Annotated in this window: 7 protein-coding genes; 2 read left to right on the top strand and 5 right to left on the bottom strand. The window is 66.4% G+C overall.

Annotated features, from left to right (window positions below; all coding sequences use genetic code 11):
• Positions 1-20: 20 nt before the first annotated feature.
• The gene (locus tag FHR22_RS10090) at positions 21-893 is read right to left on the bottom strand and encodes an alpha/beta hydrolase (RefSeq protein WP_166941697.1); all 873 of its coding nucleotides are present in this window, start codon (positions 891-893) and stop codon (positions 21-23) included.
• Positions 894-1,031: 138 nt separating this feature from the next.
• Here FHR22_RS10090 and FHR22_RS10085 point away from each other — a divergent pair, with 138 nt between their 5' ends.
• Entirely contained in the window at positions 1,032-2,411 is a 1,380-nt protein-coding gene (locus tag FHR22_RS10085) for an MFS transporter (protein ID WP_166941695.1), read from the top strand.
• Entirely contained in the window at positions 2,408-3,826 is a 1,419-nt protein-coding gene (locus tag FHR22_RS10080; RefSeq protein ID WP_166941693.1) for an amidase family protein, read from the top strand. Before FHR22_RS10085 ends, FHR22_RS10080 begins: the two co-directional genes overlap by 4 nt.
• A gap of 32 nt (positions 3,827-3,858) precedes the next feature.
• On the opposite strand, the gene nagE is transcribed toward FHR22_RS10080, so the two are convergent.
• From nagE to FHR22_RS10060, 4 genes are all read right to left on the bottom strand, one after another.
• The gene (nagE, locus tag FHR22_RS10075; RefSeq protein ID WP_166941691.1) at positions 3,859-5,547 is read right to left on the bottom strand and encodes an N-acetylglucosamine-specific PTS transporter subunit IIBC; all 1,689 of its coding nucleotides are present in this window, start codon (positions 5,545-5,547) and stop codon (positions 3,859-3,861) included.
• Positions 5,544-8,045, bottom strand: a complete 2,502-nt coding sequence (gene ptsP / locus FHR22_RS10070; RefSeq protein WP_341786596.1) for a phosphoenolpyruvate--protein phosphotransferase — start codon at positions 8,043-8,045, stop codon at positions 5,544-5,546. The genes nagE and ptsP overlap by 4 nt, the downstream gene beginning before the upstream one ends.
• Positions 8,042-10,330 (bottom strand): family 20 glycosylhydrolase, encoded by a 2,289-nt coding sequence (locus FHR22_RS10065; RefSeq protein WP_166941689.1) that lies wholly within the window; start codon positions 10,328-10,330, stop codon positions 8,042-8,044. Before FHR22_RS10065 ends, ptsP begins: the two co-directional genes overlap by 4 nt.
• Positions 10,331-10,442: 112 nt before the next feature.
• Positions 10,443-13,100 carry a TonB-dependent receptor gene (locus FHR22_RS10060; RefSeq protein ID WP_166941687.1) on the bottom strand — a complete coding sequence of 886 codons (2,658 nt, stop codon included), beginning with the start codon at positions 13,098-13,100 and terminating at the stop codon, positions 10,443-10,445.
• Positions 13,101-13,281 lie beyond the last annotated feature (181 nt).

Here is a 13,281-nt window from a genome sequence, read left to right as displayed (position 1 = left end):
CCGTTTTATGTTTTCCGGTTTCAGCGTTCGCGGCCGAGCGCGAAGCGCATGCCGTGAAGAATGGCCGCGGGCGCGGCCGAAACATGGTCGTCCTCGGCGAACGCCACATGGCGCACGTCGGCCGTGCCGGCTTCGTGCAGCGCCGCCGCGAATTCGCGCGCCGCGTCGACCATCCGCGCGGCGCGGATTTGCGCCTGCGCTTCCGCGACCGTCACGCCGATGCCGTCGGGGACGCTGGCGGGCAGTTCCTGTTCGCGGGCGCCGACGTCGATGAACACCCGCGGTTGCCGCGGCAGCGCGGCGAGCCGTTCCTTGAAGGCCGGCAAATCGCCCAGGATCGAGAAGTTGTTCCACCAGAGCGAAGGGCTGCTCGCAATGAACGCGGAGAAGCTGTCGGGGCGGGTCAGCAGCGCGCGCGCCGCGAACAGTCCGCCGAGCGAATGGCCGAACAAAATCTGCGGGCCGGTTGCCGTCTGCGGGTAGCGCGCCCCGATCTCGCGGCGCAGGTCGTCGGTCAAAAAGCTCAGGAACGCGTCGGCCCCGCCGCTCTGCGCGCCGCCGATCGCCGCACCGAGCCCGCCGAGACTGGCGAGCGCCTCGGCGCCGATCGGCGGGGCGAGGTCGGCGGTGCGCAGTTTCAGGACATCGGCGTAAGCGGCGTCATAGCCGATGCCGACGACATAATGCGGCGGGAAGGCCGCGACGCTGGATACGGCGCGGGCGATTTCAGCCGCCATGCCGAAGAGCAGGTCGCCGTCGACCACATAGAGAATGGGAACGCCGCTCTCGGGCGCGGGGACCGCCGGCGCCGCAACGCTGATCGTCAACCGGCCGGCGCCCGAAGGATGGGGAAGGGTGAATTGCTCGAGCGACGCGCGAACCGAAAATGGCATTGATCTTCTCCGGTCTGAGTCGATCGAGGGGCCGACTCTCGTTGTTGCCCCTCGGCATCTACCCTCTTTACAATAAAGTCAACCGGTTTAATATAAGCGGACGGAACCGTAAACACGGCCCGATATGGAGAGCCGGCAATGAACAGCGACACAGGCAACGCCGGGGGTTTCGGTGACCCCGCGATGGCAGAGGGACCGCCGCAGAGCCGTGCCCGCTGGGCGTGGTATGGCCTCGGCGTGCTCTTGATGACGACGCTCTTTGCCTTCGTCGTTCGCCAGATGTTGAGCCTGATCGCTCCGTCGCTGCAGACGTCGCTGGGCTTTACCGACCTGCAGCTTGGCATGCTCCAGGGGCTGGGCATGGCGGTGTTCGCCAGCGTGGCAAGCTATCCGATGGGGTGGCTTGCGGACCGGTACGGCCGCCGCCTCATTCTCGCACTCGGCGTCGCCTGCTGGTCGCTCGCGACCGCGCTCTTCGCTTTCCAGAGCGGCTTCTGGGGTCTGTTCGCGGCGACGATCGGTATCGCGATCGGCGAGGCCGGGCTCGCACCGATCGTCTTTGCGCTGATCCCCGATCTGTTTTCCGAGAAGCAGCGGAACACCGCGAACTTCATTTTCTATGGCGGCTCGCTGCTCGGTGCGGGGCTCGGCATGGCGCTGGGCGGCGCGATGCTGCAGTGGCTCGCGGGCGCGCATGCGACTTTCCCGGGCTGGCTTGCCGATTATGAGAGCTGGCGCCTTGCGATGATGGCGATCGCCATTCCGGGCCCGCTCTTTTTCCTGCTCGTCCTCACCATGCCGCTTGGCCATCATGCGGCGGCCCCCGGGGCATTGCCCGACATCGATGATCCCGCATCGAATGATTTCGTCCCCTATGCGCGCGCGCACTGGCGGACGCTCGTCTGCATCCTGGGTTCGATTTTCGCGATGGCGGTTGCGATGACGTCGGGGGTCATGTGGTTTCCATTGGCCTTGCCGCGCGCGTTCGGGATCGACCCGACGACCGTCGGCGTCGGACTCGGCACCGCGATCACGATTGCGACGCTCGCCGGGGTGGTGCTGGCGCCGCTGGCGCTTCGGCTGCGCCGCGCCGATGCCGATTTCGATCCCATCAAGGTCGCGGCGATTTTCGTCGCATTGACGCCGCTTCCTGCCGCGTTCCTGCCGTTCACGACCTCGGCATTCCAGACCTATTGCGTCGCAGCGGTCCAGGGGGCGCTGGGCATCGCGGCCTCCTCGCTGATGCCGGGCGTGCTGCAAAATCTGGCGCCGCCGCATCTGCGTTCGCGCGTTCTGGCGCTCCTCGGCATCGTCAACGCGCTGGCGCTGGCCGCCTCTCCGCTGGCGGTCGGCGCGATCTCGGGCCTGATCGAGAGCCCGCGCGGGATGTTGCAGGCGATCACGATCGTCAGCCTGCCGTCGCTTATCGTCTCGGCGGTGCTGATGGCGCTCGCGCCGCGCCCTTATGCCGCTACGCTCCGGGCGATCCGGCCCCAACCCGCAAAGGAATTCCCATGACGACGACCCGCCCGGCTGGTTCGGCCCCCCTGGACATGGTCGACATGCGCGACGCGCTCGCGTCGGGGCGCGTCACATCGTCCGCGCTGATCGACGAGGCGATCGGGCGCGCCGAGGCGGTCAATCCGCAGCTCAACTTCATCGCTTGGCAGACATTCGAACGCGCACGGACGCAAGCTGCCGATCCGCGATCGGGCCCGCTTGCCGGTATCCCGACGCTGATCAAGGATATGCTTCCCGAAAAGGGCGTGCCGGCCAGCTTCGGTTCGGCCGCGCTCCGCGATTTCATCCCGCCCGCCGACGCGCCTTATGCACGCGCCATCGCCGACGCCGGGCTGATCTCGATCGCGCGCTCGTCGATGCCCGAACTGGGGCTCAATGCGGTCACCGAATCGCCATTGCTCGGCCCGACCCGCAATCCCTGGAACCTCGACTATACGCCCGGCGGCTCGTCGGGCGGCGGCGCGGCGGCGGTCGCGGCGGGCGTCGTCCCGGTCGCGCATGCCAGCGACGGGCTTGGGTCGATCCGGCACGGTGCCGCGCCCTGCGGTCTCGTCGGCCTGAAGCCCTCGCGAGGGCGCAATGCCGGCGAAGAGGCGTTTCGTTCGATCGCCGACCTGACGGTCAACGGCTGCGTCAGCCGCACCGTGCGCGATACCGCGGCCTGGCTCGCAGCAACCCAGACGCGCGACCCGGACTGCCTGCCGCCGATCGCGCTGGTCACGTCGCCCGTCGATCATCGCCTGCGCATCCACGCCTATAGCCGTGTCATGCGAACGGGCGAACTGCCCGACGCGAGCGTCCAGCGCGTTTTCGGCGAGGCGGTCGCCTTGCTCGACCGGCTTGGTCACCGCGTGTCCGATGCCGACCTTCCGTTCGCAGGCCCGGCCGCGATGGATCTGCTCGGCACGATCACCGAGGGCATGTTCTGCCGTCGCCTCGGCATGTTGTCGCAGGCGATCGGGATCGAAGTCAAAGCCGCAGACCTCGAACACCGTTCGGTGACGTTGGTCGCGGCAGGGGAGGCGGTCAGCGAAGAGCGTTACGCCGCCGCCTGGGCGTCGATGGAAGGCGTTGTCGCCGCCTACCTCGACCGGCTGGAACAGGTCGACATCTGGATGACGCCGACGCTCAGCACCGAAATTCCGCGTATCGGGGTGTTCGGGCCCGACGTTTCATGGGGTGATCAAAAGGATCCGCTGATCGACTATGCCGGCTATTGCTGGATCGACAATTTCGCCGGCACGCCGGCAATCAGCCTGCCCATGGGATTCAGCGACAACGGGCTGCCCGTCGGTATCCAGTTCACGACCCGTCCCGGCGGCGAAGCGCTGCTGCTTGCGCTCGCCTATCAGATCGAGCGCGCGATCGAATGGCACCGGCACGTCCCGCCGATCTGGGCGGGAGACCGGTAGCGCACGATCCGCCGTGACGAGACCGCGCGCGGTCAGCCCGGGATGAGGTGGATGGCGCCCGTACCGGTTCGGGTCCAGCGGCGCGGCCAATCGTCGTCCAGCGGCGCCGCATATTGATCCCGCCAATTGCCGAGCGCGATGATCCAGCGCCGGCCGACGCGCCGCGCCGAGGCGATATTGGCCATGCCGCCCAATTTCGCCGCGATATCGGGCGGCAGCGTTTCGGATGGCGCCGCTTCGGAAATCGGCGCAGCGCCGCGCGACGGGGCATCGATGCGGGCGCGCATTTCACTCGCGATCAGGTCCGCTTCGGGACCTACGACCACCTGCACTCCTTGGTCGCCGACCGCGATCATGCCCTTCGATCCCAAAGCGGTCAGGCGGCTTGCGTCGGCGAGCGTGCGGTCGGCGAGGATCAGGCGGAGGCGGGTCGTGCACGCCTCGATCGCCAGCAGATTGGCAGGACCGCCGAGCGCCGCGATAAAGCCTTGTGCCCGGTCGGTCGCGGCGTCGGCGTGGGCTTTCTCATCGACATCGACCGGTTCGCGGCCCGGCGTCATGATGTTGAAACGCCGGATGACGAAGCTGAAGCTGGCGTAATAAATGCCGAAATAAACCGCCCCGACGGGCAGCAGCCACAGCGGATGCGTCGCCAGCCGGTAATTCAGCAGATAGTCGAACAGCCCCGCCGAAAAGCCAAAGCCGAGCTTGGCACCGATCAGGTCCATCACCACCATCGATACGCCGGTCAATATGGCGTGCAGCGCGTAGAGCAGCGGGGCCACGAACATGAAGCTGAATTCGATCGGTTCGGTGACGCCGGTCAGGAAGCTGGTCAGCGCCATCGACGACATCATCCCGAGCACCGCCGGACGCCGTTCGGGGCGCGCGGCGCGATACATGGCGAGGCAGGCGGCGGGCAGCCCGAACATCATGACCGGGAAAAAGCCGCTCATGAAGGTGCCGGCGGTCGGATCGCCCGCGAAAAAGCGGTTGAGGTCGCCCGATGCGCCATGGAAATCGCCGAGCACGAACCAGGCGAGATTGTTGAGGATATGGTGCAGCCCGGTGACGATGAGCAGCCGGTTGAGCAGCCCATAGAGGAACAGCCCGAAGGAGCCGGCGCCGAGCACCCATTGGCTGAGGCCGTCGATCGCGCTCTCGATCATCGGAAAGCCGAAACCGAACAGCGGGGCCGCCAGCAGGCCGAAAAAGCCCGCGGCGATCGGCACGAACCGCCGGCCGCCAAAGAAAGCGAGATATTCGGGCAGGCGGATCGTGTGAAACCGATTGTAGAGATAGCCGGCACCAAGCCCCGACACGATGCCTGCGGGGACACTGAGTTTGGCGAGTTCCTTGCTTTTCCACGCCGCGATCAGCGTGTCCCGGATAGCCGGATCGGTGATCGCCGCGGGCACGGCACCGGGCGGCACCGCCATCAAGGCGCGCGCGCCCTCGGAGAGGACGAGATAGGCGACCGCGCCGGCAAGCCCTGCCGATCCGTTATTTTCCTTCGACAGGCCGACGCCGACGCCGATCGCGAACAACAGGCCGATATTGGCGAAGATCGCCGATCCCGCGCTGGCGACGAAGGCGAGATCGAGGAGGTCGGGCTGGCCGAGGCGCAGCAGCAGGCCCGCCACCGGCAGCACCGCGATGGGCAGCATCAGCGCGCGGCCGATCGGCTGAAGGCGGTTCTGGATGATCCCCAGCACGCTCATCGTCTTTCCTCCTCGATCAGGCTGCGCACCGCCGCCGCGCTGTCCAGCGCGCAGGCGCGGCGCGCGAGGTCCCGGCATCTCGCCATGTCGAGCGTGCGCACGCGTTCCTTGATATGCGGGATCGGGCCCGCGACGCTCGACAATTCCTGGCAGCCGAGGCCGATCAGCAACGCCGCCGCGTCGGGATCGGACGCGACGCCGCCGCAAATGCCGAACCAGCGGCCATGGCTTTGCGCTCCCTTGGCGGCCGCCGCAATCAGGCGCAGCACGGCAGGATGGAGGGCATCGACGCGGGCGGACAGGCCCGGATTGCCGCGATCCATCGCGAGGGCATATTGGGCGAGATCGTTGCTGCCGATCGACAGGAAATCGGCCTCGGCGGCGATGACGTCGGCGAGCATCGCAGCGGCGGGCGTTTCGATCATCGCGCCGAGCTGGACCGGTGCGTCGATGCCCAGATCGCGCCGGATATCGTCGAGCAGGGCGCGGACGTCGCGCAACTCGCCGGGCTCGACCACCATCGGCAGCATGATGCGCAACCGGTCCGCCGGAACCCCGCGCACCATCGCACGCAACTGCGTCCGCAATATATCGGGCCGCTGCATCGCAAAGCGGATGCCGCGCATCCCCAGCGCCGGATTGTCCTCTGGCTCGAAGGGCAGGCAGCGCAGCGGCTTGTCGCCGCCTGCATCGAGGGTGCGGATGATCAGCGGCCGGCCGTCCAGCGCCGCCGCGATATCGGCATAGACCCGGGCTTGCCAATCTTCGGTCGGCGGCGTGTCGCATTCGGCGAAGATGAACTCGGTGCGCAGCAGGCCGCACCCTTCGGCGCCCATCGCAACGGCGCGCCGCGCATCATCCGCCGACGCGAGATTGGCGAAGATTTCGATCCGCCGGCCGTCGGCCGTCACGCAGTCCTGCCCGGCGCGCGAAAGGGCGGTGGCGCTCTGCGTGCCGCGTTCGGCCAGATCGGCGTGGACCGCGGCGATCCGGGCGGCATCGGGCGCGGTCTCGACCAGATGCCGATCGGCGTCGAGGATGATCGTCGCACCCTCCGCCAGCGTCACTGCCTCCGCGCCCGCCGCGACGAGCATCGGGATCGCGCGGGCGGCCGCCAAAATGGCAAGGTGCGAGGTCGCCCCTCCCGCGCCGAGGAGGATGCCCCCGATATCGCGATTGTCGGGGTCGAGCAGAAAGGATGGGGGCAGGTCGGTCGCGACGATGATCGCGCCCTTGGGGAAGCCAGCGGCTCCGGTTTGCGGCGCAGTGCCGACGAGTTCGGCCACCAGTTGGCGTTCGATGTCGCGAAGATCGATCGCGCGCTCGGCCAGCCTTGCGACGCCGGTCGTGCGCAGGGCATCTTCCTCCTGCCGTGATATCTGCCGCCAGGCGAGCGGTGCGGCGACGCCGCCGGAGATCAGCCCGGCGACCTTGTCATGGAGTGCGACGTCGTCGAGCAGCGCGATATGCGCGCCGGCGATGGCGGCGGCGGCATCGCCCGCCGAGCTATCCGCGGCCTGCGCGGCAAGCCGGCGCGTCAACCGGTCCTTGGCTTGGGCGAGCCGCTGCCGCTCTTCGCCGGGGTCGCCCGTTTCGACGGTGATGGCGATATCGGCCTCACCGGCATGGAAAACCGGGCCGATGGCAAGGCCGGGCGCGGCGCGGACCGCGCGGATATGGCCGGGTCCTGGCGGTGTTTTCGCCATCTCGGTTTGCGCCAGCGGTGCGGCAGGGCGGTTGCCGTCATCAACCTCGCGTTCGGCAATGACGTCGGCGAGCTTGATCGCAAAGGCGCGCGGATCGGTCCCGGCGACGCGGATGTCGAGCTGGTCGCCGGCCACCGCGCCCAGCGTCAGCAATGCGGTGACGCTTTTGGCATCCGCCTGGCGATCGCGGCAACTGATCCGGACCTGTCCGTCAAATCCGCGGGCGAGCGCGGAAATCCGTGCCGCGGGGCGGGCGTGGATGCCATGGCCTTCGGGCAAGATTGCGAGGACATGGGCGGTCGACGGCGCGGCGGCGTCATCCCGGGCGCCTTGCTCTGCCAAATATTCGACTTCGAACAGCGGATCGCCGGCCGAAATCGGTCCGCTCCCGGTCCTGACGCGGATCGTGGCGCCGGATGTGGTCATGACGATCGGGGTCATCAGGCTGGGCGCCGACGCAGCGATATGATCGAGGTCGAGCGCGATCAACGCGTCTCCCGTCGCAATCGTGTCGCCCGGCGATACCAGCGGCGTAAAGCCACGGCCGCCCAGCGCGACGGTGTCGATGCCGACATGGATCAGCAACTCGATCCCGTCCTCCGCCTGGAGCGTGATCGAATGGCCGGTCGGGGCGACGGCGAGCACCTTGCCGTGGAACGGGGCGACCACCCGGTCGGATAACGGCTCGATCGCCACGCCGTCGCCGATCATTTTCTGCGCAAATACCGGATCGGGAACTTGGTCGATGGCGAAGGCCATACCGGCCAGCGGAGCATGGATAAGGATGGTCACTTTTGCTCCTGCGGCAACAGATTGACCTCGTCGATCGCCCACAGCGGATCGGGTCCGGCGGCGGTATAGGTCAGGCAGAGGTCGTGGCGTCCCTTTGTCGGAACGATGGGGGCGGTCAGCCGCGTAACGCCCGGATTACGCGCCGCTGGCGCGAGAGGCAGGGTGGCGATCACCGGCCCGTCGCAATCGTCCAGCCGCACCTCGAACTCGCCGGCAGGCGTTTTCGGACGGCGGAATTTGATCGTGTCGCGATCCTTGCCGACCTGGAAATTGAAGGGAATTTGCCCGACGGCCATGTCGATCCGCGTCACCCCGTCGAGCATGGCGCCCTGATAGATCCAGCACGGGTCGAGGATGTCGATCAGGAAAGTCGCACGCGGCCCGCTGGCAGGGAAATCATCCTCGAGCGCCAGATCGACTTTCGCATGGCAGGTTTTCAGCGCCCGGCTGTCGCGCCGCTGCAACGCGCCCGGCATGATGCGGCGCGTGGCACCGCTGCCAAGTCTGCCGCCATCGAGCGTCGCCCACGCCTTGACCTCGGCCGACCCCGGTACGGTGAAAGGCGCGCTATAGGGCAGGGGCGGCGCACCGCTCAGCGAATATTGCATCGGCAGGCCGCCTTGCACCGACAGCGTGATTTTGGCGCCGCCCCCGGTCGCGGCCGGTTCGACGGCGATTGCGGGCGTCCATGCGCTGGCCGATGGCTGGAGCCCCAGCGCGTGCAGGCGGTCGAGCTGCGGCATCAGCCGTCGCAGGAAGCCTGTATAATCCTTGCTGCCATGCCCCGTCCAGCCGACCTGGGCCAGCGCCGACAGCCGCGGATAGGCAAGGAAGGAGGCGCGCTCTTCGATCCGGATATGCTCGGTCCAGATATTGGCCTGCACGCCCAATATATGCTCCCGCTCAGCCGCCGAGAGCTCGGCTGGATGCGGCTCGAAGGCGAGGACGGAGGCCAGCGAAATCACCTCGCCGCGCCCCGGCGGATCGCCGCGATTCAGCGCCTGGACGTGGTTCAGATAGAGCTGCGGCGCCGGGCTCAATATCGCATCATGCCCCTTTTTCGCCGCCTCGATCGCACCGCCGACGCCGCGCCACGACATGATGGTCACCGATTGCGGGGCATCACCTTCCAATATTTCGTCCCAGCCGATCGCGGTGCGGCCGCGCGCCTCCAGATAACGCGCCAGCCGCCCCATGAACCAGCCTTGCAGCGCGGTTTCGTCCTTCAGCCCAAGCTGCCGGATCCGCGCCTGCGCCGCGGGCGAGGCCTGCCATTGGTCCTTCACCGCTTCGTCGCCGCCGATGTGGACATAGCGGGCGGGGAAGATGGCGATGACTTCGCCAAGGATGGTTTCGAGCGCCGCGAGCGTCGTCTCGTCGCTGTTGTACAGCCAGGGAAAGACGCCCCAATGGGCTTCGGTCCCGGGGGGTATGGCGACGCCCGTCCCCCATTCGGGATAGGCGCGAATGGCGCTGAGCGCATGGCCGGGGACGTCGATTTCGGGGATCACCTCGATGCCGCGATCGGCGGCATAGGCGACGATATCGCGCAGTTCGGCCTGCGAATAGAAACCGCGATATTCGGGAAGCGGCGGGGCGCCCGGCGCGGTGGCGGGGCGCCGTCCGGCGCCGACTTCGGTCAGTTTCGGAAAGGCCCTGATCTCGATACGCCAGCCCTGATCGTCGACGAGATGCCAGTGAAAGCGGTTCAGCTTGTTCGCGGCCATCCAGTCGATGAAGCTGCGAATATATTGCGGCGACTGAAAATGGCGCGCGCTGTCGAGCATCGCCCCGCGCCAGCGAAACGCCGGGCCGTCGCTGATGCTCTGCGCGGGGATGACGCGACCGGGGGACGCCGTCACCAGTTGCCAAAAGCTGACGCCGCCATAACGCAGCCCGGCATCGTCGCTGGCGGTGATGCGTGCCCCGCCGGGCGAAATGTCCAACCGGTAGGATTCGGGCGCCATGCCCGGCACGCGCCGGAATTGCAGGCGAGCTGCTGCCTGTGGCGCTTTGCTCGCAAACAGGAAGTGATCGGGCGCCCATTGGCGGAGCATCCGGGCAACCTCGCCCGCGCCCGCGTCGCCGGTTGGCTGAACCATGGCGATACCCGCTGTCAGGTCGAGCTTTCCGCTATGCGGTTCAACCTGCTGCGGCGCCGGGAAGATGGCCAGGGCTTGATGGTTGTCGGCCGGGGCGGCAACCGCTGCGGTTTGGGCCGCGCCGATGCCCGGCAGAACAAACAGACAGGAAAGAGCGCATGAAAGAAACCGGACGATTACCATTGCTCTCCCCAATGTTATTTTGGTGTTTGGACGCCGCGGTTCTCATTGATGACGGTCAGGCCAGCCCACCGATCGGATGGGCTGGCCCGATTTCGTCACCGGGACCGGGTCGTCAGAATTTGGCCCGCACCCCGAAGTAGAACTGGCGGCCGTTGTCGTAAATGGCCCGCGGGCGGGTCCGCGTTCCCGAATATTGCTCGATCGACTCGTTGGTCAGGTTCACCGCATCGGCGGTGAGCGCGATATTGTCGGTCAGGTTGACGCTGATCGAGGCGTCGAGCGACGACAGCGCGGCTTGGTTGAGCGGTGCCGACCGGTCGATGTCGATGAAGAATTTCGACCGGTAGTTATACGACAGCCGCGCGCTGACGAGGTCGTTTTCATAATAGCCGGTCAGGTTGAGCGAGTGCTTCGAATTGCCCGGGATCGGATCGCCGTTGCTCGCCTGGGCATCCGAATAGGTATAGTTGACCACCGCGCCGAAACCGCCCCAGAGCGGCCGCGAAGCCTGGATTTCAAAGCCCTGGTTGCGTCCGCCGGCGCCATTGCTGCGGCGGTTGATCTGATAGGGGCAATCGAACAGGTCCGGATTGCTGCCCGCCGCCGGGACGCAGCCCGCGGGCTCCGATCCGGGCACGAACACGCCGGGCAGGATCTCGGTCGAGGTCGTGTTGACGATGTACGACTGGATATCCTTGTAGAATAGCGCCAGCGCGACGATCGTCTCGCGGTCGGGATACCATTCGACCGACAGATCATATTGGTTGGCGCGATAGGGGGCAAGGTTCGGATCGCCGCCGCTGCCGGTCAGCAATGTGCCGTTGAGATTGACGCCGGGGTTGATGGCGGTGAAATCGGGGCGCGCCACCGTCTTGCCAGCGGCGAAGCGCAGCACGACTTTCTCCGACAGGTCGACCGACAGGTTCGCGCTGGGCAGGACATCGGTATAGGATCGCTTCGCCGTCACCGGGCTGAAGCCGCCGAATGGATTGGTGAATTCGGGGTCGGCGCCGCCGATGATGAAGCCGTCGGTTCGCTGGTCGGTGCGGACGACCCGGACGCCGACATTGCCGCGCCAGCCTTCGCCGCCGAACTTCGCAAGCCCATAGCCGCCATAGGTTTTTTCGTTGATCGCATAGCTGTCGCCGGGGACGAGGAACTGGTCGGTCCCGGGCGCCGTCTGGGCACCGTAAATCGCACGCAGCTTGGCGGGATCGACGCGCCAATAGTCGGTCAGCGTGCCGGGCGCGGCGATATTGTCGAGAAAGTCGCCGGGCATGCCGCCACCGGTCGCGAAATCGGCTGCGGTGCAGGGGACGCCGTTGCAGCGCAGCCCGGGGGTGAACACGCCGCCATTGGTGGCATAGCGTTCGGCGACACGGTCGTGGTCGGTATATTTGACTCCGAATTTCAACGCCGTGACCGGCCCCCATTCGACCTGCTTTTCGATGTCGAGGTAGAAATATTTCTCCTCATCGTCGTTGGTGACCGACTGGATGCGCCCGAAGTCGGGGCGAATGCCGGCGGGATTGAGCGGGTCGGGGTTGCCGAAGCTGACTTCGGGGATCCCGCTGCTGAGGTCGTAGCTGAACGAGCCGGGTCCCGCGAATTCCATGAAATTCTCGTTGCTCGTGTCGCCGTTTGCCTTGGTCCAGCCGGCCTTGAAATGCACCGACAGCGTGTCGGTGGGGCGATAGGTGAGGTCGAAATCGGCCGAGACGGTCTTGGCGACCGCCTGGCGGTCGATCGCGTCATAGACGACGCCGAAACCCGTCGTGCCGCCGTTCGCCGACGCGATGTCACCCGAGACCGCGACCCCGTCCTTGATCACCGCATTGGTGATCGTGCCGCCGCCGCCCAGCGCCTGTTCGCCCCAGGCGATGTAGTTCTGGTTGAAATTGTCGGCGTTGAAGCGCGAATACAGGCCGGTGACATTGATTTCCAGCTGGTCCGACGGACGGAACTGGATGCCGATATTGGCGCCATAGCGTTCGCGCTCCTGCTTGAACATCGTCGAACCGATCAGCGTCGGGACGAGCGCGTCCTGCCCGCCGCCGACGGGGAAGGAGCGATAGCCGAAAATCTCCAGCCCGTCGCGTCGGGTCCGGCGCTTCTGATAGATGGCGCCGACCAGGATGCCGAAGGTCTCGTCGGCATTCTTCCAGCTTACCAGTCCCGAAACCTGGGGGTCGAGCTTGCCCGAAAGGTCCGAATAGGCGCCCTGTAGCGAGGCCGAGACGGTGAACGGGTCGAGGTCGAGCGGGTTGCGCGTCATGACGTTGATCGTGCCGCCGACCCCGCCTTCTTCGACGTCGGCCTGCGGGCTTTTATAGACTTCGAGCCGGCCGACGATTTCAGCGGGCAGGGTGAGGTAGTTGAAGCTGCGCGTCGATGCGACCTGGTCGAGGATGAACCAGTCGGCGGTCGCGACGCTATGGCCGTTGAGCAACGTCTTGGTGAGATTGGGGGCGGTGCCGCGCAGCGAGACGCGTTCGCCCTCGCCGAATTCGCGGTTGACGACGATGCCGGGGACGCGCTGCAGCGCTTCGGCGACATTCTTGTCGGGGAATTTGCCGATGTCCTCGGCGGTGACGACGTCGGCGATGACCGACAGGTCGCGCTTGGCCTCGATCGACTGGGCGACCGACCCGCGATAGCCGGTGACGACGATTTCCTCGCCGACGGCAGCGTCCTGGGCGGCGGCGGGCGACAGGCTGGCGATATAGGCAATGGCACTTGCGGTGGCCAATAGCGGCTTCGATCCGAACATGCAGGTTCCCCTTTTCTCTCCTTGGTCCTAATTTGGTAACATAGAGAAAATACCAATATCAACCGAAAAATCCATGAGGTTGAATTTTGGCGAAGGTTATGAAGTTTTTTGCAGATATCCGTGAATTATTCTTGCGCTCGATTTAAAATTGGTGTTGAATTGGTATATAAAGCAGGACGAG

The sequence above is a fragment of the Sphingopyxis panaciterrae genome, from assembly GCF_011762125.1.
GTDB classification, from domain to species: domain Bacteria; phylum Pseudomonadota; class Alphaproteobacteria; order Sphingomonadales; family Sphingomonadaceae; genus Sphingopyxis; species Sphingopyxis panaciterrae.
The sequence above is the reverse complement of the archived record's forward strand: the minus strand, read 5'-3'. Positions and strand labels throughout refer to the sequence as shown.

Bases quoted from the DNA above. Each gene is read 5' to 3' on its own strand.
- FHR22_RS10090 (WP_166941697.1), bottom strand. From the start codon at position 893: ATGCCATTTTCGGTTCGCGCGTCGCTCGAGCAATTCACCCTTCCCCAT.
- FHR22_RS10085 (WP_166941695.1), top strand. From the start codon at position 1,032: ATGAACAGCGACACAGGCAACGCCGGGGGTTTCGGTGACCCCGCGATG.
- FHR22_RS10080 (WP_166941693.1), top strand. From the start codon at position 2,408: ATGACGACGACCCGCCCGGCTGGTTCGGCCCCCCTGGACATGGTCGAC.
- nagE (WP_166941691.1), bottom strand. From the start codon at position 5,547: ATGAGCGTGCTGGGGATCATCCAGAACCGCCTTCAGCCGATCGGCCGC.
- FHR22_RS10065 (WP_166941689.1), bottom strand. From the start codon at position 10,330: ATGGTAATCGTCCGGTTTCTTTCATGCGCTCTTTCCTGTCTGTTTGTT.
- FHR22_RS10060 (WP_166941687.1), bottom strand. From the start codon at position 13,100: ATGTTCGGATCGAAGCCGCTATTGGCCACCGCAAGTGCCATTGCCTAT.